Origin of the sequence: Pseudomonas sp. REST10 (assembly GCF_029542605.1) — a bacterium.
GTDB classification, from domain to species: domain Bacteria; phylum Pseudomonadota; class Gammaproteobacteria; order Pseudomonadales; family Pseudomonadaceae; genus Aquipseudomonas; species Aquipseudomonas khazarica.
In genome coordinates this window covers 3,391,394-3,417,318 of sequence record NZ_CP035677.1, presented here as the reverse complement: position 1 = coordinate 3,417,318, position 25,925 = coordinate 3,391,394, and the positions used below count along the sequence as shown (strand labels likewise).

Genomic DNA, 25,925 nt, shown 5'->3' with positions numbered 1-25,925 from the left:
AGGTTCGATCCATGTTCACGCCCACGGCCATGAAGTACGGCCTGATTACCAATGTCATGACCTTCGGACATCTGACCAGTGGCAGTCGGAGCAATCTTGGGGACGACATCCAGACCCATGCGGTCGAGCATCTGTATGCCACCATGGGCATCGCGCCCGAACAGATAGTGCGTCTGAACCGCTATGACTTCCACCGATACGATGGTCGCCACGGCTATATCCTGATGCCGATGTGCGGCTACTTCACCTTGGGCAACGCGCAGAGCCCGTTGCCACTGTCGCCTTATATCATTCCTGTCTACTTCAGCTTTGGCCTGTCCAGCGACGTGGACGACCCTGCCGACCTGGAGCATTTCCGCCATCACGAACCGATCGGCACCCGCGATGAGCGGGTTATGCAGATGTTCCGCGAGCGGGGCATTGCTGCCTTCGTCTCGGGTTGCCTGACCATTACTTTCCCCCGTCGTGAGCGCGCTCCCGAGGATGGCAAGGTGTTTCTCGTTGACGTGCCCGATGAGTTGCTGGAATACCTGCCTGCGGAGTTGTCGGATAAGGTCGAGCGGGTCACTCATATCCTCCCCTACGAACGCATTCCCTCCGACCAGGAGGAGGCCGATCGGCTCGATGCATTGGCCCGTAATCTATGCAGACGTTACGCCGAAGAAGGGGCGCTGGTGGTGACCAGTCGCCTGCACTGCGCGGCCCCCTGCATCGCGATGGGGGTTCCGACCATCGTCGTGGCTCACAACATCAGCGATCGCTTCGCCTGGCTGGATCGCTTCGTGAAAATCCATACGCGGGAAACCTTCGCCGAAATCGACTGGAATCCCGGCGTGCTCGATCTCGAAGACCTCAAGCAGCAGATCCGCAACGCCGCTGCCAGGCAGATAGAACTCGCGCATGAGCGCTGGGCGCCCTGGGCCGAGATCAGTGCGTTCTACGAGGCGCGCGAACGTAGCCGCTACAATCATCTGATGGAACAGGCGCTGCGCCGCTTGCTGGCGGATGACCCGGCTCCCCTGCGTTTCGCCTTCTGGGGAGCCAATACGCACGGCGTGCGTTTGAGCCGCACGCTACGGGAGTTGCGACCAGGCAGCGAGCTGGTGGTGGTGGTGGATGAGTACCTGCAGGCCGACAGCTTCTGTGGCGTGCCTGTGGTGCGCTCGGACGCGCTGGCAGGATTGCGACGAGACGGCGTCTATGTGTTCATTACCACGTTCGCGGGGCGTGACTATGCCGAGCGGCACTTGCAGGAGGCGGGGGTAGAGCATGGGTGCCTGTTCGATGATCAGCTCACCTTCCATGCGCTCTCGTAAGCCTTGAGGCCATCGGGGACAATCGACCTGGGTCGTCCGGGAATGCTCTGGCCGAAGGTGTCCGGTCCACGGCAAGGTCGCCGGAGCCAAAGCCCTGCCAGGGCGCAAAACAATGACAGGGGACATAATGCAGAATGATGTGATGGTCGGAGGTCGTTGCCTCGACGAGCCTTGGCGGGTGGGTGTCGCTGGTGTTGCCGGTGATGATCCGGAGCAACTTTTCTTCCTCGACGAGTCATTCTGGCAGCCTTTGCTGCGCGAGCTGCCCTGGCAGCAACTCAAGGCCTATGGCGATAGCCATGGGCTGATTTTCGAGCGGCTCGTTCCCGAGCAGGAGATAGCGTGTGACGCGCTGTTGCTCGTCCCAGGCGTCCAGGCGGGATCGCCCCTGTCTGCCGGAAATCGGCAGGCGCGTCGTTACCTTCTGTTGCGCGGCCAGCAGCCACGGTTTGCTGTCGAGCAGGAGGCTTCGTTCGCACGCATCTTTCTTCCGCGTGGCGAGCCTTTCACCGATGGTCAGCTGGTTTGCCTGAATCAACCGCTGAAGCTGCCGCTGGCGTCAGCGCAGCCAGGGCAGTGGAGAGTCTGTACGGATATGCCCGAGGTGCCGGGACTGCTCTCTCCGCAGTGGCGCGAATGCCTGGAAGCAGGGCAGGTGCCAGTACACCGGGGCGACTGGGACGTTCCTGCGTGGGTACCGCCAGGGATTTACGTCGATGGGCGTGATTGTCCGGGCGAGACCGATATCGAAGCCCGCTGTGCCGCCCAGGTCGACGCTGCAGCGGCAGCGCTGCAGGCGTTCTGCTCTGACAAGGGCAGCTATCCATATTCCGCCGAATGCTGGATCGCCGCGCTGACTGCTGCGATCGCGGGTGATGCCGCTGCCGTTCGCAATCAACGGCCGTTGCTCAGTGTCATCATCCCGGCCTACAACTACGGGCGTTTTCTGAAGCAGACGATCTCCTCCGTCCTGGATCAGGGGTATGACGATATCGAGATCCTGGTGCTCGATAACGCCTCGACCGACGGTACAGCGGAGGTCGTCAAGTCGTTCGCTGGCGAACCTTGCGTACGCTACTTGCGCAACTCACGCAACGTAGGTCCCAGTTACAACGTTCTCAATGGCATCCAGCTCGCTCAGGGGCGTTATCTGTCGATTCTGATGGCGGATGACTACTACAACCCGGGCTATCTGGCACGTCTGCTCCCGCGTTTGCTGAAAAAGCCCGAGGCAGTGGTCGGCTACACCGCAATCCGTTGGGTGAATGAACAGGGCGCGTCCTTCGTCGCGCCCAGACACCCGGGGTACTGGCATGAAGACTATGACGGTGGCCGCAATGAGGTAGCGGAACTGCTGATTCATGACAATTACATTCCGCCTTCGGCGGCATTGATCCAGCGCGAGCCCTTCCTGCAGGTTTGGCGCAGAGACCCGAGGCTCAATGGTGCCGGTGACTGGCTTTCGATGTTGCAAGTAGCGGAGAGGCATCCTGACTTCATCTTTCTGAGCGAGCCTGGCGTCACCTACCGGGCCCACTCGGCGCAGCTTTCTACCGAGTTCTACTCTTCAAGTGCCCCGCTGTCCGACCATATCCGTTTGGTGGAAGGCGTTTTCGAGCGTGGTGCCGAGGACCGGTTGCGAGGTCGGGAACGTGATGTCGCGGCGCATCTGCGCCGCCGGCTTGCCCTTTACCCGAGCGAACAGACGTCGCAGTTGGGCGAACGTGTGCGGCTTCTGTGCGAGCGTCTTGAGGCGCGTGCGCTGCTAGACGAGCGCGCGCTGTTCTCCATCATCCTCACCACCTACAACCGCGCCGATCTGCTCAAGGATGCCCTGGCCAGCGTCGGCAGCCAGACGCTGCGCGATTTCGAAGTCATCCTGGTCAACGACAACGGCGAGCCGGTCGAGCAGCTGCTGGCGACCTGCGACTTTCCCGTCACCTATATCCGCCAGGGGCGCAACCAGGGGCTGTCGGCGGCACGCAACGCGGGGCTTGCGCTGGCGCGTGGGCGTTACATCGTCTATCTCGACGACGACGACATCTATCTGCCCAACCACCTGGCCGTGCTGGCCGAGGCCTTCGAGCAGCATCCGGGGAGCGTCATCTATACCGGGGTCGAGTACGTCAACGAGAAGCTGGAGGACGGGCAGCGCATCGAGCTGGAGCGCGGCCAGCCGTTCAAGCACGAGACGTTCGACCGCGACCGGCTGTTCGTGCAGAATTACATCCCGGTGAACACCTGGGCGCATCCGCGCGCGATGCTCGCCACGGTCGGTGAGTTCGACACCGATCTCGCCGCATTCGAAGACTGGGACATGCTGTTGCGCCTGGCCACGCGCTACCCGTTCGTGCATGTCCCCACCGTTACCAGTGAGGTGCATACACGGGCGCCTGGCGCCGGTGGCGATCACATGCTGGGACGTGAGCGCAAGAACTTCCCGGCACTCTACCGAGAGCTCTATGGCCGTTATGTCGGCTCCTGCAGTGACGGCTTGCAGCGTGATCGCGAGAAGATGCTGCGCAGCCTCGGCGAGCCGGTCAGGAGCGACCTGGCGCAGTGGCTGGCCGAACGCCTGCCAACGGTCAGCGAGAACCGCCAGATCGGCGAGTACCTGCAGCATCATCAGGGCGGGCCGCTGATCGGTGTGGTGGTGGTCGATGCGGAGGGTCAGTCCGAAGCGTTGATGGTGACGCTCAAGAGCCTGATCGGCGAGCACTGCCTGTATGCGACATTGCGCATTCTGGTGATCACCCCAGCGGACGTGCCGGCCACCTCGGCGGCGGACAAGCTGCATTTCCTGCGCATGACCGACGAGCCCCTGGCCGCACAGGTCAATCGCGCGGTCGAGGCGAGTGACTGCCAGTGGTTCATGCTGGCGAGCGCGGGCGACGAGTTCACCCAGAGCGGGTTGATGGTGGCGGGGCTGGAACTGGCCCGCAATACGGACTGCCGTGCGGTTTACGGTGACCAGTTGCAGCGCCTGCCGGACGGCAGCCTGGGTGGGGCTTTCCTGCCGGGGTTCAATCTCGATCTGCTGCTCAGCTTCCCCATGGTGATGGCGCGCCACTGGTTGTATCGTCGCGATCTGTTCCTGGCCTGTGGCGGCTTCGACGCGGCGTTCCCCGAGGCCTTCGAGTTCGAGCTACTGACCCGGCTCATCGAGCAGGAGGGCCTGGCCGGGCTGGGCCATATCGATGAGCCGTTGCTGATCACTTATGCCCCGGCGCTGCGTGACAACCCGGACGAGCGTCGGGTGATCGAGCGCCATCTGGGCAATCGCGGATATGAGGCCAAGGTGCTGCCGGGCCTGCCGGGCCGCTATCGGGTTCACTACGGCCATGCGGCCACGCCGCTGGTGTCGATCATCCTCGGCACGGACGTGCCGCTGGCCGCCCTGCAGCGTTGTATCGAGAGCCTGCTGGAGAAGACCGCTTACGCTCGCTACGAAGTGCTGCTGGCCGATGCCGGCAGCCACCCGGATGTCAGTGCCTGGCTGAGTGAAGTGGCGGCGCTTGGCGATGACAAGGTCCGGGTGATCGCAGGAGGCAGTGGGTTGGCGCAGAATCGGGCGGCGGAGCAGGCGAGGGGAGAGTACCTGCTGCTGCTTTGCGGTGACGCCGCCATCGTCAACGCCGATTGGCTCGACGAATTGCTCAACCATGCCCAGCGTCCCGAAGTAGGGGTGGTGGGCGGCAAGCTGCTGACGCCTGGCGGGCGTATCGCCCAGGCCGGCCTGCTGCTCGGGCTCAATGGTCCGGCAACGCCTGCCTTCGCGGGCGAGTCCATGGAGGCTGCGGGGTACCTGCATCGTCTCCAGGTCGATCAGAACTACAGCGCCGTTGGCGAAGCCTGCCTGATGGTTCGCGCGGAGCTCTTTCAGCAGCTGGGTGGCCTGGATGCACAGCTGACCGCCTTCCGCGATGTGGACCTGTGCCTGCGGGTTCGTGCGGCAGGCTACCTGACGGTGTGGGCCGCGAATGCGATCGTGCTGCATGAGGCCGAGCAGGTGCGAGCAGGTGCCGCTGCGGAGGATCAGCTGTACGAGCGTTATCTGCCGCAGCTGGCCAACGATCCGGCCTACAACCGCAACCTGGCGTTGAGCGGGCGTGGTTTCGATCTGGAGAGCGACGTGTCGCTCACCTGGCGCCCCTTGAGCTGGCGGCCCTCGCCCGTGGTGCTGGCGCATCCGGCCGATCCCTGGGGGTGTGGCCACTACCGGGTGATCCAGCCGTTGGCGGCGCTCAAGGCGCAAGGTCTGGCCGATGGCACCCTGTCCATGGGGCTGCTCTCGGTGACCGACTTCGAACGCTACGACCCTGACGTCGTGGTGCTGCAGCGGCAGATCGGCGACGAGCGCCTGGAGGCCATGCGTCGCATCCAGCGGTTCTCGCGTGCATTCAAGATCTACGAGCTGGACGACTACCTGCCCAACCTGCCGCTCAAGAGCGTGCACCGCGCGCACATGCCGCGTGACATCCTCAAGTCGCTGCGTCGCGGGCTGGAGTTCGTCGATCGCTTCGTGGTCTCCACGGCGCCGCTGGCCGAGGCATTCGCCGGGCTGCATGGCGATATCCGGGTGATCGAGAATCGTCTGCCGGTGAAATGGTGGAAGGGCTTGGAGAGCCAGCGCCGGCGTGGACGCAAGCCGCGTGTCGGCTGGGCGGGCGGGGTCAGCCATACCGGTGACCTGGACCTGATCGTCGATGTCGTGCGCGAACTGGCGGGTGAGGTCGAGTGGGTGTTCATGGGCATGTGCCCGGACGTGATCCGGCCCTACGTTAATGAAATCCACGCGGGTGTCGATATCGAGTCTTACCCGGCTGCTCTGGCTGGTCTGGATCTGGACCTGGCCCTGGCGCCCGTGGAGCAGAACCTGTTCAACGAGTGCAAGAGCAATCTGCGTCTCCTCGAATATGGCGCCTGTGGTTTCCCGGTGGTGTGCAGCGACCTGGTGTGCTACCGCGGCGACCTGCCGGTGACCCGGGTGAAGAATCGCTTCCGTGACTGGGTCGACGCCATCCGCATGCACATCAACGATCTCGATGCGGCAGCGGTTGCGGGGGATCGCTTGCGTGACGCGGTCTACCGCGACTGGATGCTCGATGGAGAGAATCTGCAGCGTTGGCGCCAGGCCTGGACACCTGATTGATGCGCAAATGGGCCGTCGGACCCCTCGCTTGGTCCGACGGTTTTCAGTCAACGCCGGCCTTTGGCTATCAAGGGTCGGTTAAGTGACTGAGTAGAAAGAATAAAAAAAAGCTGAAAATTGTCTCTAAAGCTCCTTAGGCAAGCGCCGATAAAGAGATCGAATGCGAACTCTCTGGGCGTCTGAGCATGCAGGCCCGAGCTCGCAGGCTCAGACAAACGGTTCTACGGTCATCTGGAGGCAATACCATGGCCCTTACAGTCAACACCAACGTTGCGTCCCTCAACACTCAACGTAACCTGAACAGCTCGTCCAAAGGCCTGGATACTTCCCTCCAGCGCCTGTCCACCGGCTATCGCATCAACAGCGCCAAAGACGACGCTGCCGGCCTGCAGATCGCCAACCGCCTGACCAGCCAGATCACCGGCCTGGGCGTCGCGACCCGTAACGCCAACGACGGTATCTCCCTGGCGCAGACCGCTGAAGGTGCTCTGCAGCAGTCCACCGGCATCCTGCAGCGTATGCGTGACCTGGCGCTGCAATCCGCCAACGGCTCCAACGGCGCTACCGAACGTGCTGCACTGCAGGGCGAAGTCGCCCAGCTGCAACAGGAACTGAACCGTATCGCCGACACCACCAGCTTCGGTGGTCGCAAGATCCTCGACGGCAGCTTCGGTTCGCAGAGCTTCCAGGTCGGTGCCAACGCCTACGAAACCATCAGCGTTTCCATTGGCTCGGCCGCTACCGATCGCATCGGTATCAACCGCTTCACCACCGACGGTGGTGCCGCTCAGGCCATCGCTTCCGGTGCCGCGTTCAGCGCCACCTCGGGCAGCGCCTACGGCAGCTCCTCGTTCAACATCAACTCCAAGCTGTCCGACGGCAACGTCGCCATCTCGGGCGCGGCCAGCGGTGCCGCCAGCGAAGTGGCTCGCGCTGTCAACGCGAAGAGCGATGAAACCGGCGTGACCGCCAACGCACGTACCGTTGCCGAACTGGGTGGTATCACCGTTTCGGGTACCGTGTCCTTCGACCTCACCGGCCTGACCAGCAAATCGCTGTCCACCGATGCTGTCAGCATCTCGGCAGTGGTGACTGACCTGACCGACCTGTCTTCCCTGGCGGATGCGATCAACCGTGAAACCGGCAAAACCGGCATCTCGGCTGTATCCAAGGGCGACACCATCGAACTGGTCAGCGCTCGCGGTGATGCGATCCAGGTCTCCAACTACGCGGGCTCTGGCGGCGCGACTCTGCAGGCCAAGAGCTTCGACGGCGAGACTACCGTCGGCACTGCAGCTACCATCGCTGTTGGCGGCGGTGCGCGGGCTGATGGCCAGGTGCAGCTGGAAGCAGCCGACGCCTTCCAGGTTAGCGGTCTGACCGGTGGTCTGGGTACTGACGGCTTCAGTGAGCTCGATGCGGTGAACACGATCGATATCAGTACCGCGACGGGGGCTCAGGATGCACTGGGTATCATCAACGGTGCGATCTCCAACATCGACAGCCAGCGTGCTCAGCTCGGTGCCGTGCAGAACCGCTTCGAGAACACCATCTCGAACCTGCAGAACATCGCTGAGAACTCCTCCGCTGCTCGTAGCCGGATTCGTGACACCGACTTCGCTGCCGAAACTTCGGAACTGACCAAGAATCAGATCCTGCAGCAGGCCGGTACCGCAATCCTGGCTCAGGCCAACCAGTTGCCGCAGGCAGTACTCAGCCTGCTGGGTTAAGGCCAAAGGCGCTAGACTACGGGGGGAAGGGCTAGGCTCTTTCCCCCGTTACCTCATTGTGAGGAGAAATTTATGGACGTCAGCTCAATCAAGCCTCAGGTCAGCTCCACGGTTGTCCGCGATGGTGGCGTCTCCAACGCTGCTGATTCACGCCCGAAACAGGGTCTTGCCGGTGTCGCTGCGGCTAGCGTGACTGACGAACAGTCAACCGCTCGCCCCGTACCACCCGCTCAGGATGTCAGTCGTGAGCAGGTCGAGGACGCGGTGGCGACCATCCAGGAATTCGTCCAGTCGGTCCGTCGCAATATCAACTTCGCGGTGGACGATGGTTCCGGACGAGTCGTGGTCAAGGTGACGGATTCGGGCTCCGGTGATGTCATCCGGCAGATTCCGTCCGAGGAAGCGCTCAAACTGGCAGAGAATCTGTCGGAGGTGCGCAGTCTGTTATTCAAGGCCGAGGCATAGCGTCATGTCTTGGCATGAGTTTTGACTGTATTCCCTTATCGATAGGATGCAGTCGAATTTTTGACGAGGTACAGGATCATGGTAGGTATCACGGGAATCGGTTCGGGGATTGACATCGACTCAATCGTCAAGACTCTGGTCAATGCCGAAAAAGCACCGAAAACCAACCAGCTTGACCTTCTCGAGAAGCAGACCACCACGCGCATCTCTGCACTCGGCAGCCTGACTGGCGCCTTGAATACCTTCAAGACGGCGATCGATGCGCTCAACAAACCCGCCTTGTTCGAGTCTCGCACGGCCAGTTCGTCGAGCAGCAGTGTGCTCAAGGCAACCGCCACCACTACTGCCTCGGCGGGCACCTACAGTGTTCAGGTCCAGCAGCTGGCGGCCAGCAGCAAGGTCGCGCTGCAGTCAGTGTCTGCGTCCGGCAGCACGCCGGCCACGTTCAATAGCGGCACGCTGGAGATCTCGGCGGGCACCAGCAGTATCAGCGTCGACATTACCGAGGCCAACAACACCTTGGCCGGTATGCGCGATGCCATCAACGAGGCCGGCAAGACTAGCGGCATCAGCGCGGCCATCATCACCGATGACTCGGGCTCGCGCCTGGTGCTCAGCTCGACCAAGACCGGCGCGGGCAACGATATCCAGGTGGCGGTCACCGAGGATGGTGTTACCACCGGCAGTAACGCGCTGACCAGCCAGGCCTTTACGCCGACGGTCGATCCCGACAACGCCGATGCGTTTCTCAAACCCAGCTCCGATACTGGGGCGGGCGGCGTAATCACTCAGGCCAAGTCCGCCAAGCTGACCATCGACGGTCTGCAACTGGTGCGCAACAGCAACAAGATCGAGGATGCGCTCGAGGGCGTGACGATCGATCTGGTTTCGGCCCAGAGCGCTACCGACCTGACCGATGGCAAGACCATCAGCCTCACGGTGGGGGTCGACAAGGCCAGTGTCAAAAGCAACCTGCAGAAATTCGTCGACGCCTACAACGCCCTGATTTCGTCGTCTGCGCAGTTGACCGCAGTCGTCGAGGTAGAGGGCTCCGATCCGGTGGCAGGGCCGCTGGTGGGGGACTCCACGGTGCGTAGCGTGATGTCCGGGCTGCGCAACGAAATCGTGAAGATGACCGGTGGCAGCGAGGACAGCGTCAAGGCGCTGGCCAGTCTCGGCATCACCACCGACGAAGATGGCAAGCTGTCTATCGACGACACCCTGCTGACGACCGCGCTCGACAGCAATTTCGACCAGGTCGGCAGTTATCTCACGGGCGAAGACGGTCTGATGGGGCGCCTGTCGGACTTCGTTTCGGGCTATGTGGCGACCGATGGCGTGCTGAAGCAGCGTGACAGCGCCCTGCGTGGCACCTTGCAGAACATCGACAAGCAGCGCGAGTCGCTGGACAAGCGTGTGGAGAGCCTGCAAACGCGCCTCTACGCTCAATACAACGCCATGGATTCCCTGGTGGGGCAGCTCTCGCGAACCAGTGAAAGCCTGGGCAGCATGCTGGCCAACCTGCCTGGTTTCGTGAAGAAGGACAGCTAAACGATGAGCAAGAATCCGATTGATGCCTACAAGCAGGTCAAGACCAGCCAGGAGGTATCGCCTTACCGCACGGTGCAGCTGTTGCTCGAAGGCGCGCTGCAGCGCGTGATGCTGGCCAAGCAGGCCCTGGCCGAAGGCGATACCGAGATCCGCGGCATGGCCGTGGGCAGCACCATCACCATCCTGGGCGTGCTGCAGGCTGCGCTGGACAAGGAGCTGGGCGGGGAAATCGCCGAGAACCTGGATGCGCTCTATGACTACATGACGCGCCGTCTGGCAGGTGTCGCCCTGGATGACACGCCGCGTACCCTCGATGAAGTACAGGCGCTGCTGGGTGACATCAAGGGTGCCTGGGATGCCATCGGCCCGGAAGTCGAGCCCGCCCCGGCAAGTTGAGATTGCGGCTAAAGCTTTTCTCGCCAGCGCCGATACCTTAGGTATCAGCCCATCGGTAGAGCGAGAGCAACTATGAACGCAATGGCGGCCCTCAGGCAGTATCAGACCGTCAACAACCAGGCCCAGGCTGCGGAAGCCAGCCCTCATCGTCTGATCCAGATGTTGATGGAAGGTGGCCTGTCTCGTATTGCCCAGGCGCGCGGCGCCATGGAGCGTGGCCAGACCTCCCTGAAGGGCGAGCTGATCGGCAAGAGCATTGCCATCATCTCGGGGCTGCGCGAAAGTCTCGATCATCAACAGGGTGGCGAGCTGGCGGGTAATCTCGACAACCTGTACGAGTACATGATTTCCCGTTTGACCGAGGCCAACGTCAGCAATGAGCCCGAGCTCCTCGAAGAGGTGTCGGGATTGCTGCGCAATGTCAAACAGGGTTGGGATGCCATCGCCCAGTAGTGGCCGGCATCGGAGGAGAAGCGAATGAGTTCATCCGTTCAGCGTTTGCAGGCGACCGGCTCGGCCATGCGTGACGCCCTGGCCAAGCAGGACTGGGCCGCCATCGGCGAGCTTGACCTGCAATGCCGCATGGCGGTCGATGCGGCGATGATCGACAGCCGCGACGAAGAGGAGCTGCGCGTCAGCATGGAAAACCTGCTCGCCCTGTACCGTGAGCTGGTTGCCGTCTGTCAGGCGGAGCAGCGCCGTCTCGCGGGTGAGCTGGTGCAGCTCAATCAGTCCCACCAGGGCGCCAAGGTCTATCAGCTTTTCGGTTGATTTCCCGGTGTTACCGAGTTTAACCAGCAGGTTCGACTCGGTTCGCCTCTTTCCGCTTTTCCTGCCCCTCTCTGTTTCATCGGTTGCCACTACCCGGCTTCGCCGGCAAGTGCTTAGCTAGAGCCAGGCGCGAGTGAAAAAAGTTACGTCATAAAATTGACTGGCTTCAATTTTTTGACTTTACTAGTGGCCAATTGCCGGATCGCGCCGGGCATCTGGCGCGTCGTTCCCTACACTCTTCGGGTCAGACAAACACAAGATGTGGCGTGAAACCAAAATCCTGTTGATCGATGACAACGCTGCGCGTCGTCATGAGTTGGCGATCATCCTGAATTTCCTCGGTGAAGAGCACCTGGCCTGTACGAGCCTGGATTGGCGCAGCGCCGTTGCGGACCTCGACTCCAGTCGTGAGGTGCTCAGCGTGTTGCTGGGTGACGTCGAGGCCAAGGGCGGCGCGCTCGAGCTAACCAAGCAGATCGTCGGCTGGGACGAGTTCCTGCCGTTGCTGACGGTCGGGGAATCGTCGATCGGCGAGTGGCCGGAGGACCTGCGCAGGCGCGTGCTGGCCAGCCTGGAAACCCCGTTGAGCTACAACAAGCTGCTCGACTCCCTGCATCGCGCCCAGGTCTACCGGGAAATGTACGACCAGGCCCGTGATCGCGGGCGTCAGCGCGAGCCCAACCTGTTCCGCAGCCTGGTCGGCACCAGTCGCGCCATTCAGCAGGTGCGGCAGATGATGCAGCAGGTCGCCGATACCGAAGCGAGCGTGCTGATCCTGGGCGAATCGGGTACCGGCAAGGAGGTGGTGGCGCGCAACCTGCACTACCACTCCAAGCGCCGTGAGGCCCCTTTCGTGCCGGTCAACTGCGGGGCCATTCCGGCCGAGTTGCTGGAGAGCGAGCTGTTCGGCCATGAAAAGGGGGCGTTCACTGGCGCCATCACCAGCCGGGCAGGGCGCTTCGAGTTGGCCAACGGCGGTACCCTGTTCCTCGACGAGATCGGCGACATGCCGCTGCCGATGCAGGTCAAGCTGCTGCGCGTGCTGCAGGAGCGCACCTTCGAGCGTGTGGGCAGCAACAAGACCCAGACTGCCGATGTGCGCATCATCGCGGCCACGCACAAGAATCTGGAGAAGATGATCGAGGATGGCAGTTTCCGTGAGGATCTGTACTACCGCCTCAACGTCTTCCCCATCGAGATGGCACCGCTGCGCGAGCGCATCGAAGACATCCCGCTGCTGATGAACGAGCTGATCTCGCGCATGGAGCACGAGAAGCGTGGCTCGATCCGCTTCAACTCGGCGGCCATCATGTCGCTGTGTCGCCATGACTGGGCGGGCAACGTGCGCGAGCTGGCCAACCTGGTCGAGCGCATGGCGATCATGCATCCCTATGGCGTGATCGGCGTCGGTGAGCTGCCGAAGAAGTTTCGTCACGTGGATGACGAGGACGAGCAACTGGCCGCCACCCTGCGCGATGAAATGGAAGAGCGCGCCGCGATCATGGCCGGGTTGCCGGGGCTCGACACGCCGGCCATGCTGCCGCCCGAGGGCCTGGACCTGAAGGACTACCTCGGCAACCTCGAGCAGGGGTTGATCCAGCAGGCGCTGGATGATGCCGGCGGCGTCGTCGCGCGGGCGGCCGAGCGCCTGCGCATTCGTCGTACCACGCTGGTGGAGAAGATGCGCAAGTACGGCATGAGTCGTCGTGAAGAGGAAGGTCAGGACGACGACTGAGGCGTCATCGATACGTCCATTGATGCGGACGTTTCATCCAATAAAGCCGGGGCTTTGACACAGCACCCGGCTTTATTTTTCAAGTTATTGAAAAATAAGAACAAAAAAATAGGCACAGGGATTGCTAGGTCTCCTGCATCTGACCGTCTTCTGACGGTGCGTCATGCGAGAGAAGCAGATGGAAGCCAACCGCCGTCCCACCGAATCCACCGAGCCCAGCCTGTCGGCGCCGCTCGAGCAGGCCAGTCGTGCCGGTCTGGAGCAGGCCTTTGCCCTGTTCAACCAGATGTCCAGCCAGCTCAGCGAGTCGTACAGCCTGCTCGAGGCGCGGGTCAACGAGCTGAAGGGCCAGCTGGCATTGGTCAGCGCCCAGCGCATGCAGGAACTGGCAGAGAAAGAGCGCCTGGCGCATCGCCTGCAGAGCCTGCTCGACCTGCTGCCGGGTGGCGTGATCGTGATCGATGGGCAGGGCGTGGTGCGCGAGGCCAACCCCGTGGCCCGGGCGCTGCTGGGACAGCCCCTGGTCGGCATGCTCTGGCGCCAGGTGATCGCGCGCAACTTCGCCCCGCGTGAAGACGATGGCCACGAGATTTCCATGCGCGATGGCCGACGCCTGTCGATCGCCACGCGGTCGTTGCACGGCGAGCCAGGTCAGCTGGTGCTGCTGACCGACCTGACAGAAACCCGTCGCCTGCAGGATCAGCTTTCCCGTCACGAGCGGCTCTCCGCGCTGGGGCGCATGGTGGCCTCGCTGGCGCATCAGATTCGTACACCGCTGTCCGCCGCACTGCTGTATGCCAGTCACCTGAACGAGCAGGTCCTGCCCGCCGAGCAGCAGCAGCGCTTCGCCGGGCGTCTCAAGGAGCGTCTGCACGAGCTGGAGAACCAGGTACGTGACATGCTGATCTTCGCCCGCGGTGAGTTGCCGCTGCCGGATCGTCTGTCGCCTGCCGAGCTGTTCGCTGCCCTGCGCGCGGCCGCCGAGGCCCACGTCGGCGACATGGCGGTCCGCTGGCAGTGCGACGTCCGCGAGGGCGAGCTGCTGTGCAATCGCGACACCCTGGTCGGCACGGTGCTCAACCTGATCGACAACGCTATCCAGGCCGCTGGGCGCGATGCCCGTCTGAAGATCCATCTGTATCGTCGCGATGGCCAGTTGCGCCTGTGCGTCAGCGACAACGGCCCGGGCATGTCACGCGAAACCCTGGCGCGCCTGGGTGAACCCTTCTTTACCACCAAGACCACCGGAACCGGCCTGGGGCTGGCGGTGGTCAAGGCCGTGGCGCGTGCCCACCAGGGCCAGCTGCTGCTGCAATCGCGTGCGGGTTGTGGAACCTGCGCCATCGTTTCCCTGCCGCTGCTCAACGCGGCACCTCATTCGAAACAGGAGTAACCCATGGCTGCCAAAGTCCTGCTGGTTGAAGACGATCGCGCCCTGCGCGAAGCCCTGGCCGATACCCTGTGCCTGGGCGGGCACGACTATCGTGCGGTCGATTGCGCCGAAGCGGCGCTGGTTGCACTGACCGAGGAGCCGTTCGGCCTGGTGGTCAGCGACGTCAACATGCCGGGGATGGACGGGCATCAGTTGCTGGCGCAGATCCGCACTCGCCACCCGCAGCTGCCGGTGCTGTTGATGACCGCGTTCGGCGCGGTGGAGCGTGCGGTCGATGCGATCCGTCAGGGTGCCGCCGATTACCTGGTCAAGCCCTTCGAACCGCGCACCCTGCTGGAACTGGTCGCCAAGCATGCGCTGGGCAAGCTGCCGGCCGGCGATCGTGACGGTCCGGTGGCGCTTGAACCGGCCAGCGTGCAGCTGCTCGAGCTGGCGGCCCGCGTCGCGCAGAGCGATTCGACGGTGATGATCACCGGCGAGTCCGGCACCGGCAAGGAAGTACTGGCGCGCTACATCCATCAGCAGTCGCCGCGCGGCAATGGCCCGTTCATCGCGATCAACTGCGCGGCGATTCCCGACAACATGCTCGAGGCCACCCTGTTCGGTCACGAGAAGGGCGCCTTCACCGGCGCCGTCACGGCCCAGCCAGGCAAGTTCGAGCTGGCGGATGGCGGCACCATCCTGCTCGACGAGATTTCCGAGATGCCGCTGGGGCTGCAGGCGAAGCTGCTGCGCGTGCTGCAGGAGCGCGAAGTGGAGCGGGTCGGGGCGCGCAAGCCCGTCAGCCTGGATATTCGCGTGCTGGCGACCAGCAACCGCGATCTGGCCGGCGAAGTGGCGGCGGGGCGTTTCCGTGAGGACCTCTACTATCGCCTGTCGGTGTTCCCGCTGGCCTGGCGTCCGCTGCGCGAGCGACCTGCCGACATCCTGCCGCTCGCCGAGCGGTTGCTGGCCAAGCACGTCAAAAAAATGAATCAGTCTCCGGTACGTCTCTCCGAATCGGCGGCGCAGAGCCTGGTGCAGCATCAATGGCCCGGCAACGTGCGGGAATTGGACAACGCCATCCAGCGCGCCCTGATCCTGCAGCAAGGCGGGGTGATCCAGGCGCAGGACCTGTGCCTGAACGCATCCATCGGCCAGTCCGTGCAGAGCGCCGCGCCGCGCCTGGCCGTGGTGCCCAGTGCGCCGGCGGCCGTGGTCCCGGCGGACGAAGCGCTGGGCAGCGGTGACGGCGGTGCGCTGGGGGAAGACCTGCGGCGTCGCGAATTCCAGGTCATCATCGACACCCTGCGTGCCGAGCGTGGTCGCCGCAAGGAGGCTGCCGAGCGCCTGGGCATCAGCCCGCGCACGCTGCGTTACAAGCTGGCGCAGATGCGTGATGCTGGCATGGATGTCGAGGCCTATCTCTACGCCAGTTGATCCCGCCCTGGTAAAGCCGCGTTCGCCATCGCCTGGCTCTTCATGCAGGAGCCCATTCATTCGCGATTCCGGCGGGCGCGGTGCTGTCTTTTTTCGCGGATAGATCCGCTCCTGCCGGCCGTACCTCCCCGTCGCCCGCTCTTGCTCTTGCTTGAAGCTGCTCTCTTGGCACCCTTGTTGCAGATACCCCTGCAAAGCACCGCTAGCGTCAAAAAGCGGGCAGTGGAGGATGTCATGAGTCAGGGTGTTGAATTCAATCGCTTGATGCTGGAAATGCGTGCCATGCAGGCCGAGGCCATGGCCCGGCAGAAGCCTGCTGTCAGCGAGCCAGTGGCCGGGGCGCCGAGCTTCTCGGAAATGCTTGGCCAGGCGGTGAACAAGGTCAACGAAACCCAGCAGGCTTCCAACAAGCTGGCTACCGCTTTCGAGATGGGCCAGAGCGGGGTCGACCTGACCGACGTGATGATCGCCTCGCAGAAAGCCAGCGTATCCTTCCAGGCCATGACCCAGGTGCGTAACAAGCTGGTCCAGGCTTATCAAGACATCATGCAGATGCCGGTCTGAGGGTTGATTCATGGCTGAAGCAGCAGTAGCAAACGTCCCGGCCAAGGCTGACGCAGGCGAGCCCAAGAAGCCGCTGCTGGGTCTTAGCTTCCTGGAAAACCTCGCGGAAATGTCGGTGCTGCGCCAGCTCGGCCTGCTGGTCGGCCTGGCCGCCAGCGTGGCGATCGGCTTTGCCGTGGTGCTCTGGTCGCAGCAGCCGGACTATCGTCCGCTGTACGGCAGCCTGAACGGGATGGACGCCACCCAGGTGGTCGACACGCTGGCGGCGTCCGGCATCGACTACACCATCGAACCCAATTCCGGCGCCCTGCTGGTCAAGGCCGACGATCTGGCGCGTGCGCGCATGCGCCTTGCCGCCGCCGGAGTGGCGCCGACCGACACCAGTGTCGGCTTCGAGATTCTCGACCGTGAGCAGGGCCTGGGCACCAGCCAGTTCATGGAAGCGACCCGTTACCGTCGTGGCCTCGAGGGCGAACTGGCGCGCACCGTGGCCAGCCTCAACAACGTCAAGGCTGCGCGCGTGCACCTGGCCATGCCCAAGGCCTCGGTGTTCGTGCGTGACGAGCGCAAGCCTTCCGCCTCGGTTCTGGTGGAGCTGTACCCGGGCCGCGCGCTGGAGCCCAGCCAGGTCATGGCCATCGTCAACCTGGTCGCCACCAGCGTGCCGGAACTGGACAAGGGCCAGGTCACCGTGGTCGACCAGAAGGGCAATCTGCTCTCCGACCAGCAGGAGCTGTCCGAGCTGACCATGGCGGGCAAGCAGTTCGACTACACCCGTCGCATGGAAACGCTGTTCACCCAGCGCGTGCACAACATCCTGCAGCCGGTGCTGGGCACCGGGCGCTACAAGGCCGAAGTGTCTGCCGACGTGGATTTCAGTGCGGTCGAGTCCACCTCCGAGATGTTCAACCCGGACCAGCCGGCCCTGCGCAGCGAACAGCAGGTCAACGAACAGCGCCAGAGCAGCCTGCCGCCGCAGGGTGTGCCGGGCGCACTGTCCAATCAGCCGCCGGGTCCGGCTGCCGCGCCGCAGCAGGCCGCTGCCGCCGCTGCACCTGCCGGGCCGGTAGCCGCCGGGCAGCCGCTGGTGGATGCCAATGGCCAGCAGATCACCGATCCGGCCACCGGCCAGCCGATGCTGGCGCCTTACCCGGCGGACAAGCGCGAGCAGTCCACGCGCAATTTCGAGCTGGATCGTTCGGTCAGCTACACCAAGCAGCAGCAGGGGCGCCTGCGTCGCCTGTCGGTCGCGGTGGTGGTGGATGACCAGGTGCGTGTCGACCCGGCGACGGGCGAGACCACCCGCGTTCCGTGGAGTGCCGACGACCTGGCGCGTTTCACCCGTCTCGTGCAGGACTCGGTCGGCTTCGATGCCAGCCGCGGGGACAGCGTCAGCGTGATCAATACCGCGTTCACCGCGTCCATCGGCGAAGAGATTCCGGATATCCCGTTCTACACCCAGCCCTGGTTCTGGGACATCGTCAAGCAGGTGCTCGGCGTACTGTTCATCCTGGTCCTGGTATTCGGCGTGCTGCGCCCGGTGCTGAACAACATCACCGGCGGCGGCAAGGGCGGCGAGCAGGGCAAGGGCGGCGACGTGGAACTGGGCGAGATGGCCGGGCTGGATGGCGAGCTGTCCGACGACCGTGTCAGCCTGGGCGGGCCGCAGAGCATAATGCTCCCCAGTCCCAGTGAGGGGTATGATGCACAACTGAACGCCATCAAGAGCCTGGTGGCGGAAGATCCGGGCCGCGTTGCCCAGGTAGTGAAAGAGTGGATCAACGCCGATGAGTGACAATCGTACCGCTACCAAGCTGACCAAGGTCGACAAGGCCGCGATCCTGCTGCTGTCGCTGGGTGAGACCGATGCCGCGCAGGTGCTGCGCCATCTCGGGCCCAAGGAAGTGCAGCGCGTCGGCGTGGCCATGGCCGGCATGCGCAACATCCACCGCGAGCAGGTCGAGCAGGTGATGGGCGAGTTCGTCGAGATCGTCGGCGACCAGACCAGCCTGGGCGTCGGTTCCGACGGCTACATCCGCAAGATGCTCACCGCGGCACTGGGCGAGGACAAGGCCGGCAACCTGATCGACCGCATCCTGCTCGGCGGCAGCACCAGTGGTCTGGACAGCCTCAAGTGGATGGAGCCGCGTGCGGTGGCGGACGTGATCCGCTACGAGCACCCGCAGATCCAGGCCATCGTCGTCGCCTACCTCGACCCGGACCAGGCCGGCGAAGTGCTCAGCCACTTCGATCACAAGGTGCGCCTGGACATCATCCTGCGCGTGTCCTCGCTCAACACCGTGCAGCCCTCGGCGCTCAAGGAACTCAACCAGATTCTCGAGAAGCAGTTCTCCGGCAGCGCCAACACCTCGCGCGCCACCATGGGCGGGGTCAAGCGTGCGGCGGACATCATGAACTTCCTCGACAGCTCGGTGGAAGGCCAGCTGATGGACTCGATCCGCGAGGTGGACGAAGATCTGTCGACGCAGATCGAGGACCTCATGTTCGTGTTCGACAACCTGGCGGACGTCGACGACCGTGGCATCCAGGCGCTGATGCGCGAGGTGTCGTCCGAGGTGCTGGTACTGGCGCTCAAGGGCGCCGACGATGCGATCAAGGAAAAGGTCTTCAAGAACATGTCCAAGCGCGCCGCGGAACTGCTGCGCGACGACCTGGAGGCCAAGGGGCCGGTGCGCGTCAGCGACGTCGAAGCGGCGCAGAAGGAAATCCTCACCATCGCTCGCCGTATGGCCGAAGCCGGCGAGATCGTGCTCGGCGGCAAGGGCGGCGAGGAAATGGTCTAAGCCATGTCGGTGACCAAGGAGCCGGAGAGCGAGCTGATTCGTGCCAAGGATCTTGGCACGTTCGACCGTTGGGCATTGCCCAGTTTCGACCCGCCCGGAGACGCGCAGGCCGAAGCCGAACCAGCCGTCGAAGAGCCGGCGCCGGCTGCTGAAGCGGAGGTGGACGAGGCGGCACAGGTCGAGGAGGTGGCGCTCGAGGATGTCAAACCCCTGACGCTCGACGAGGTGGAGGCGATCCGCCAGGACGCCTACAACGAAGGGTTCGCCACCGGCGAGAAGGACGGTTTTCATGCCGGCCAGCTCAAGGCCAAGCAGGAGGCGGACGCCGCCCTGGCGCTCAAGCTCGATGGCCTCGAGAAACTCATGCAACAGTTGCTGGAGCCGATCGCCGAGCAGGACCAGCAGGTTGAAGTCGCCCTGGTGCGCCTGGTCAGCCACATGGTGCGCGAGGTGATCCAGCGCGAGCTGAACACCGATTCCAGCCAGATTCGCCAGGTGTTGCGCGAGGCGCTCAAGCTGCTGCCGATGGGCGCGGACAACATCCGTATCCAGATCAACCCGCAGGACTTCGAGACGATCAAGGCCCTGCGCGAGCGCCATGAAGAAGACTGGCGCATTCTCGAGGACGACGGCCTGCTGCCTGGCGGCTGCCGCATCGAGTCCGAGCACAGCCAGATCGACGCCAGCGTCGAAACGCGCATGGCACAGGCGCTCAAGCAGCTGTTCGAGCAACAGCGTGCACAGGCGACCCAGCCGCCCGAGGCGGACATCAACCTGGATCTGGATAACCCCGATGCGCCTTGACCGGGTGAGCTTCGCGCGGCGCCTGGAGGGCTACAGCGACGCTATCAACCTGCCCAGCCAGCCGATCCTCGAAGGCCGCCTGCTGCGCATGGTCGGCCTGACGCTGGAGGCCGAGGGGCTGCGCTCGGCAATCGGCAGCCGCTGCCTGGTGATCAACGATGACAGCTATCACCCGGTGCAGGTCGAGGCCGAGGTCATGGGCTTCTCCGGCGGCAAGATCTACCTGATGCCGGTCGGCAGTCTGGCCGGCATCGCGCCGGGCGCACGTGTCGTGCCGCTGCCGGATGCGGGCCGCCTGCCGATGGGCATGTCGATGCTCGGCCGGGTGCTCGATGGCGCCGGCAGGGCCCTGGACGGCAAGGGCGGCATGAAGGCCGAGGACTGGGTGCCGATGGATGGCCCCATGATCAACCCGCTCAACCGTGACCCCATCAGCCAGCCGCTGGATGTCGGCATCCGCACCATCAACGGCCTGCTGACCGTCGGGCGTGGCCAGCGCCTGGGCCTGTTCGCCGGTACCGGCGTGGGCAAGTCGGTGTTGCTCGGGATGATGACCCGCTTCACCGAAGCCGAGATCATCGTCGTCGGCCTGATCGGCGAGCGTGGGCGCGAGGTGAAGGAATTCATCGACGAAATCCTCGGTGAGGAGGGGCTCAAGCGTTCCGTCGTGGTCGCCTCGCCTGCCGACGATGCGCCGCTGATGCGCCTGCGTGCGGCGCAGTACTGCACGCGTATCGCCGAGTACTTTCGCGACAAGGGCAAGAACGTGCTGCTGCTGATGGATTCGCTGACCCGCTATGCCCAGGCCCAGCGGGAGATCGCCCTGGCCATCGGCGAGCCGCCCGCGACCAAGGGCTATCCGCCGTCGGTGTTCGCCAAGCTGCCCAAGCTGGTCGAGCGCGCCGGCAATGCCGAGGCTGGTGGTGGTTCGATCACCGCGTTCTATACCGTGCTGAGCGAAGGCGATGACCAGCAGGACCCCATCGCCGATGCGGCGCGCGGCGTGCTCGACGGGCACTTCGTCCTGTCCCGCCGGCTGGCCGAGGAGGGGCATTATCCGGCCATCGACATCGAGTCCTCCATCAGCCGGGTCATGCCGCAGGTGGTGCCCGCCGAGCAGCTCAAGCAGGCGCAACGCTTCAAGCAGCTGTGGTCGCGCTTCCAGCAGAGCCGCGACCTGATCAGCGTCGGTGCCTACGTCCCCGGTGGCGACGCCGATACCGACCTGGCCATCGCGCGGCAGCCGCAGATGGCCCAGTACCTGCGTCAGGGGCTCGGCGAGAGCGTCGGCATGGCGCAGAGTCGCGAACAGCTGGCCGGTGTGCTGGGGCAGTGACGGGGCAAGACATGGGGTCTGAGCTGGCGCTGCGCTGCCTGGACGCTGCCGCAGGGGGGGCTGCGGCATGAGCCTGAGTCGAGCCAAGCGCCTGCAGCCGGTGGTCGACATGGCGGAGAAGGCCGAGCGCGAGGCCGCCCGCCAGCTGGGACACTGCCGGGGCCTGGTCGGCCAGGCCGAAGCCAAGCTGGGCGAGCTGGAGCGCTTTCGTGGCGATTACCAGCAGCAGTGGATCAGCGAAGGCAGCAAGGGCGTCTCCGGGCAGTGGCTGATGAACTACCAGCGCTTTCTCTCGCAGCTGGAGACGGCCGTCGGGCAGCAGCAGCAGAGTCTCGAATGGCACCGCGCCAACATGGAGAAGGCTCGGGCGCTCTGGCAGCAGCGCTACGCGCGGCTGGAAGGGCTGCGCAAGCTGGTCCAGCGCTATATCGACGAGGCGCGTCTGGCCGAGGATCGACGCGAGCAGAAGCTGCTCGATGAGCTGGCGCAGCGCCTGATCGATCGCGGCGAACCCTGAACGGAGTTGTTTCGGCGCCGGGCAGGTGCTACACCTTGAGACGTGAACCACCTTATCTGGCAGAGTCTCGACAAAGGAGTAGACATGGCCATTACCTCGCAACCGTCCGCGGACGGGCAAGAGCTGACCATCGTGATTCGAGGACGCTTCGACTTCGCCTCCCACCAGGAATTCCGTGACGCCTACGAGCGCGTCAACATCACGCCCAAGCGCTATCAGGTCGACCTGCGCGACACCAGCTACCTGGACAGCTCGGCGCTGGGCATGCTCCTGCTGCTGCGCGACCATGCCGGTGGCGATGCTGCGGAGATCCGCCTGCTCAACTGCAGTAGCGACGTTCGCAAGATCCTCGCTATTTCCAACTTCGAGCAGTTGTTCCAGATCACCTGAGCATGCCTGATCGTCTGTCGATCCTGATTGCCGAGGACAACGCGGCCGATCGCATGCTGCTGTCGACCATCGTCAGTCGCCAGGGGCATCGCGTGACGACCGCCAGCAATGGCCTCGAGGCGGTCGCCCTGTTCGAGCTGGAACGTCCGCACCTGGTGCTGATGGACGCGCTGATGCCGGTGATGGATGGCTTCGAGGCGGCCCGGCGGATCAAGCAGAAGACCGGCGAGGCGCTGGTTCCGATCATCTTTCTCACCTCGCTGACCGAGGGCGAGGCGCTGGTTCGCTGCCTGGAGGCCGGTGGCGACGATTTTCTCGCCAAGCCCTACAACCGGGTGATTCTGGAAGCCAAGATCGGCGCCATGGATCGCCTGCGCCGCCTGCACGACACGGTGCTGCAGCAGCGCGACCTGATCGCCCGGCACAACGAGCACCTGCTGCGCGAGCAGCACGTGGCCAAGGCGGTGTTCGACAAGGTGGCGCATTCCGGCTGCCTGGCCGCGCCGAACATACGCTACCTGCAATCACCCTACGCGCTGTTCAACGGTGACCTGCTGCTGGCGGCCTACAAGCCGTCGGGCGGCATGCACGTGATGCTCGGCGACTTCACCGGTCACGGATTGCCGGCGGCCATCGGTGCGATGCCACTGGCCGAGGTGTTCTATGGCATGACCGCCAAGGGTCATGCGCTCGCCGAGATCCTTCGCGAGATCAACGCCAAGCTCAAGCGCATCCTGCCAGTGGGGGTGTTCTGTTGCGCCACCATGCTCAACATCAGCAGCAAGCGCGGTCTGCTGGAAGTGTGGAACGGCGGCTTGCCCGACGGCTACCTGCTGCATGCCGATGGCCGGCCGCGGCAGCCCCTGGTATCGCGCCACCTGCCGCTGGGCATTCTCGACCCCGCCGCGTTCAGCGATCGTTGCGAGGTCTATCCGCTGGAGCCGGGCGATCGGGTCTTCCTGCTCAGCGATGGCGTGCTGGAGGCCTGCGATCAGCAGGGCGAGCTGTTCGGCGAGCAGCGCCTGCTGGAGCTGCTGGACGCCAACCGCCAGCCACCGGCGTTGTTCGAGGAAATCCAGCGGGCGCTGGTGGCGTTTCGTGGCGAGCAGCAGGACGACGTCAGCATGGTTCAGGTCGGGATGCCCGAGGATGACGGGCGCCCCCGGCCGCTGGCGTTCGCCGACAGTGGCTTGAGCAGTGCGCAGGACTGGTCCGCGACTTTCGAGTTTCGGGCGCACAGCCTGCGGCATTTCAACCCCTTGCCGTACCTGTTGCAGCTGCTGCTCGACGTGCAGGCGCTGAGGCCGCGTGGTGGCGAGCTGTACACCGTGCTCGCCGAGCTCTACTCCAACGCGCTGGAGCATGGCGTGATGGGCCTGGACTCCTCGTTGAAGCGCGATGCCAGCGGTTTCGCCGAATACTACCGCGAGCGCCGCCTGCGCCTGGGCGCGCTGCAGGATGGCTACGTGCGTTTTCACCTGCAGATGCTGCCCGAAGGGGCCGGCGGTCGGCTGATCATCCGGGTCGAGGACAGCGGACCGGGATTCGACCCCGACGAGGTCGATGCGGCCGGTGATGAAGCCCTGTGTGGGCGCGGTCTGGGCCTGGTTCGCCAGCTCAGTGATGGTTTTGGCCTTTGCGCGGATGGCCGGGGCGTCAGCGTGGAGTTTTGCTGGTCTGCTGAGGCATAATGCCAGGCCTGTCGTTCAGGGAGTGACCCGTTGTCCGATATCCATCTCGACGATGCCGTCCTGGCAGCCCTGCAGGACGTTATGGAAGCCGAATATCCGGCGTTGCTCGATACCTTCGTGGCTGACTCCGAGGAGCGCGTGCGCCTGCTGCGCGAGGCCGAGGCGCAGGGCGACCCGCAGGGGCTGCGCCTGGCTGCGCACAGCTTCAAGGGCAGCTGCAGCAACATGGGCGCGGTGATGCTGTCCGGCCTGTGCAAGGAGCTCGAAGACGCCGGGCGGCGCGAGGCGATGGAGCTGGCGCCGGCCTTGATCGAGCAGATCGAGCGCGAGTTCGCCATCGTCCGCATCCTGCTCAAATCCGAGCGCCAGCGTTATCGCGTCTAGGCGATTGCACGAGTTGGCCCGTCCTTTGCTCTGATACCGTCACGACCCATTAGACGGAGAGCGTCCATGTCCGCGTTGCCCGATCTGCGCCTGCAGGCCACGCCTGAGGTTAAGAGCAAAGCGAAGCAGCCGGCTAAAGCGCCGGAGCCCAGCAAGAACGGTGCTTCTAGCTTTGCCGAGGTGTATGCCAAGGAGCGCCAGGCCAAGCCTGGCGAGCGTGCTGGCAATGCCGAGAAGCCCAAGCAAGAACAGAGCAGCGGCCCGGCTACGGCCGAGGCCGACGCTGCCACGGCTGCCGCTGAGCAGCCGGAGGTTGCCGCCTCCGGCAATTCCTTGCCGAGTGAGGAAACCGGGGAGGAGGAACTCGACCCGTTGCTGGCGATGGCCCTGGGCGGCATGCAGCCGCAAACCGAGGAGGCCGCGCTCCCCGATGAGGAGCTGGAGCCTGCGGCGCTGGTGATCACCGGTGCCGCTGCTGCCGCTGGCGAAGAGGCCGGGCCGGTGACGGAGGAAGAGGGGCTCGACCCGCTGGCGCTGCTCGATTCGCAGCCGGAGGAGCTGGCGGTCAAGCCTACGCCGGTGCAGGAGGCTGTCAGCAAGAGCACCAAGACCGTGGCCAGTGCCGATTTCGCCGCCGCCATGGCCGCCATGGGCAAGGGCGAGGAGTCGACCACGACAACTGACGAGTCTACCCTGGACCTGCCGCTGGAGAGCCTGGCCAAGGATGTCCAGGACAGCCTGAAGGACAGCGTCCAGCCCAATCGTCCGGATCAGTTCGTCAGCAAGCTAAGTGCGCTGACCCAGGCCCTCAACCAGCAGACCAATGCTGCGCAGCGTCTGCCGCTGGTGCCCGGCCAGCCGGTGGCCATGCAGCAGGCCGGCTGGAGCGAGGCGGTGGTCGATCGGGTCATGTGGCTGTCCAGCCAGAACCTCAAGTCTGCCGAGATCCAGCTCGACCCGGCGGACCTGGGGCGCCTCGAAGTGCGGGTGCACATGACTCAGGACCAGGCCCAGGTCACCTTCGCCAGCCCCAACGCCGGTGTGCGTGACGCGCTGGAGGGGCAGATGCATCGCTTGCGCGAGATGTTCGCGCAACAGGGCATGAACCTGGCCGATGCCAACGTTTCCGACCAGTCGCTGAACCGTGGCTGGCAGGGGCAAGGCCAGGGCGAGGGCGGGCGTGGCGGTTCCGGCGCGCGCGATGGCCTGTTTGGCGGTGACGAGGGGCAGGCCGTCGGTCATCAGGAAATCCGCAGCGATCGCCTGAGCAGTGGTCGGGGGCTCGTCGACTACTACGCGTGATGCGTAGCCGAAACTCTGCGGTCCTGGCCCGCTGCGCGGCATCGGCGGCCGCCTGGCGTGAGCGAAACGAGCGCCACGCCACAAGCCGCCGGCTCCGATGTTCGGTGTGACTCCGCTAGACTTGCAATCGCCCGGGTAGCCATTCAGGCAACCCGGGCGATTGCATTTGAGGTGACAGCAAGAGGCTGGCGCTGTTAAATCCGCA

General features: G+C 64.3%; 22 protein-coding genes. 21 read left to right on the top strand and 1 reads right to left on the bottom strand.

The features are described 5' to 3' along the window. Positions 1-11: 11 nt before the first annotated feature. The gene (locus tag EWH21_RS16160) at positions 12-1,316 is read left to right on the top strand and encodes a polysaccharide pyruvyl transferase family protein (protein WP_277698824.1); all 1,305 of its coding nucleotides are present in this window, start codon (positions 12-14) and stop codon (positions 1,314-1,316) included. Positions 1,317-1,551: 235 nt separating this feature from the next. On the opposite strand, the gene EWH21_RS16155 is transcribed toward EWH21_RS16160, so the two are convergent. Beyond that, positions 1,552-1,854, bottom strand: coding sequence for a hypothetical protein (locus EWH21_RS16155; protein WP_277698823.1), 303 nt, complete (start codon positions 1,852-1,854; stop codon positions 1,552-1,554). Between the two features lie 57 nt (positions 1,855-1,911). On the opposite strand from EWH21_RS16155, the gene EWH21_RS16150 reads away from it, so the two are divergent. The 20 genes from EWH21_RS16150 (at position 1,912) to EWH21_RS16055 (ending at position 25,720) form a co-directional block, all read left to right on the top strand. Further along, positions 1,912-6,468, top strand: coding sequence for a glycosyltransferase (locus tag EWH21_RS16150; RefSeq protein ID WP_277698822.1), 4,557 nt, complete (start codon positions 1,912-1,914; stop codon positions 6,466-6,468). A 245-nt stretch (positions 6,469-6,713) separates the two neighbouring features. Beyond that, positions 6,714-8,198 carry a flagellin gene (locus EWH21_RS16145; protein ID WP_152489100.1) on the top strand — a complete coding sequence of 495 codons (1,485 nt, stop codon included), beginning with the start codon at positions 6,714-6,716 and terminating at the stop codon, positions 8,196-8,198. Between the two features lie 72 nt (positions 8,199-8,270). Further along, the gene (locus EWH21_RS16140; protein WP_037050398.1) at positions 8,271-8,663 is read left to right on the top strand and encodes a flagellar protein FlaG; all 393 of its coding nucleotides are present in this window, start codon (positions 8,271-8,273) and stop codon (positions 8,661-8,663) included. Positions 8,664-8,741: 78 nt separating this feature from the next. Beyond that, positions 8,742-10,214, top strand: coding sequence for a flagellar filament capping protein FliD (fliD, locus tag EWH21_RS16135; protein ID WP_277698821.1), 1,473 nt, complete (start codon positions 8,742-8,744; stop codon positions 10,212-10,214). Between the two features lie 3 nt (positions 10,215-10,217). Further along, complete coding sequence (gene fliS / locus EWH21_RS16130) at positions 10,218-10,610, top strand: flagellar export chaperone FliS (protein ID WP_047586157.1); 393 nt, start codon at positions 10,218-10,220, stop codon at positions 10,608-10,610. Between the two features lie 72 nt (positions 10,611-10,682). After that, positions 10,683-11,063, top strand: coding sequence for a flagellar export chaperone FliS (fliS, locus tag EWH21_RS16125; RefSeq protein ID WP_037050404.1), 381 nt, complete (start codon positions 10,683-10,685; stop codon positions 11,061-11,063). Positions 11,064-11,087: 24 nt separating this feature from the next. Then, positions 11,088-11,381 carry a flagellar protein FliT gene (locus EWH21_RS16120; RefSeq protein WP_037050406.1) on the top strand — a complete coding sequence of 98 codons (294 nt, stop codon included), beginning with the start codon at positions 11,088-11,090 and terminating at the stop codon, positions 11,379-11,381. A 259-nt stretch (positions 11,382-11,640) separates the two neighbouring features. Then, positions 11,641-13,116, top strand: a complete 1,476-nt coding sequence (locus tag EWH21_RS16115) for a sigma-54 dependent transcriptional regulator (RefSeq protein WP_037050409.1) — start codon at positions 11,641-11,643, stop codon at positions 13,114-13,116. A gap of 178 nt (positions 13,117-13,294) precedes the next feature. Beyond that, positions 13,295-14,509, top strand: a complete 1,215-nt coding sequence (locus EWH21_RS16110; protein ID WP_277698819.1) for an ATP-binding protein — start codon at positions 13,295-13,297, stop codon at positions 14,507-14,509. Positions 14,510-14,512: 3 nt separating this feature from the next. Then, on the top strand, positions 14,513-15,928 hold the full coding sequence (gene fleR, locus EWH21_RS16105) for a sigma-54-dependent response regulator transcription factor FleR (RefSeq protein ID WP_277698818.1): 1,416 nt from the start codon (positions 14,513-14,515) through the stop codon (positions 15,926-15,928). A 234-nt stretch (positions 15,929-16,162) separates the two neighbouring features. Beyond that, positions 16,163-16,492: a flagellar hook-basal body complex protein FliE gene (gene fliE / locus EWH21_RS16100; protein ID WP_037050415.1), complete on the top strand. Its 330-nt coding sequence runs from the start codon at positions 16,163-16,165 to the stop codon at positions 16,490-16,492. A 10-nt stretch (positions 16,493-16,502) separates the two neighbouring features. Beyond that, a complete protein-coding gene (fliF, locus tag EWH21_RS16095; RefSeq protein ID WP_037050418.1) occupies positions 16,503-18,287 on the top strand; it encodes a flagellar basal-body MS-ring/collar protein FliF in 1,785 nt (594 codons plus the stop codon). Then, on the top strand, positions 18,280-19,296 hold the full coding sequence (gene fliG, locus EWH21_RS16090; protein ID WP_037050420.1) for a flagellar motor switch protein FliG: 1,017 nt from the start codon (positions 18,280-18,282) through the stop codon (positions 19,294-19,296). The genes fliF and fliG overlap by 8 nt, the downstream gene beginning before the upstream one ends. Positions 19,297-19,305: 9 nt before the next feature. After that, positions 19,306-20,100: a flagellar assembly protein FliH gene (gene fliH / locus EWH21_RS16085; protein ID WP_277700627.1), complete on the top strand. Its 795-nt coding sequence runs from the start codon at positions 19,306-19,308 to the stop codon at positions 20,098-20,100. Continuing rightward, positions 20,090-21,436, top strand: coding sequence for a flagellar protein export ATPase FliI (fliI, locus tag EWH21_RS16080; RefSeq protein WP_134675532.1), 1,347 nt, complete (start codon positions 20,090-20,092; stop codon positions 21,434-21,436). The genes fliH and fliI overlap by 11 nt, the downstream gene beginning before the upstream one ends. Before the next feature lie 67 nt (positions 21,437-21,503). Continuing rightward, positions 21,504-21,953 (top strand): flagellar export protein FliJ, encoded by a 450-nt coding sequence (fliJ, locus tag EWH21_RS16075; protein WP_037050425.1) that lies wholly within the window; start codon positions 21,504-21,506, stop codon positions 21,951-21,953. An 84-nt stretch (positions 21,954-22,037) separates the two neighbouring features. Then, positions 22,038-22,343 (top strand): STAS domain-containing protein, encoded by a 306-nt coding sequence (locus tag EWH21_RS16070; RefSeq protein ID WP_037050427.1) that lies wholly within the window; start codon positions 22,038-22,040, stop codon positions 22,341-22,343. 2 nt (positions 22,344-22,345) lie between these two features. Then, on the top strand, positions 22,346-24,034 hold the full coding sequence (locus EWH21_RS16065) for a fused response regulator/phosphatase (RefSeq protein ID WP_277698817.1): 1,689 nt from the start codon (positions 22,346-22,348) through the stop codon (positions 24,032-24,034). 30 nt (positions 24,035-24,064) lie between these two features. After that, positions 24,065-24,418: an Hpt domain-containing protein gene (locus EWH21_RS16060; RefSeq protein WP_037050433.1), complete on the top strand. Its 354-nt coding sequence runs from the start codon at positions 24,065-24,067 to the stop codon at positions 24,416-24,418. 66 nt (positions 24,419-24,484) lie between these two features. Then, the gene (locus EWH21_RS16055) at positions 24,485-25,720 is read left to right on the top strand and encodes a flagellar hook-length control protein FliK (RefSeq protein WP_277698816.1); all 1,236 of its coding nucleotides are present in this window, start codon (positions 24,485-24,487) and stop codon (positions 25,718-25,720) included. Positions 25,721-25,925 lie beyond the last annotated feature (205 nt).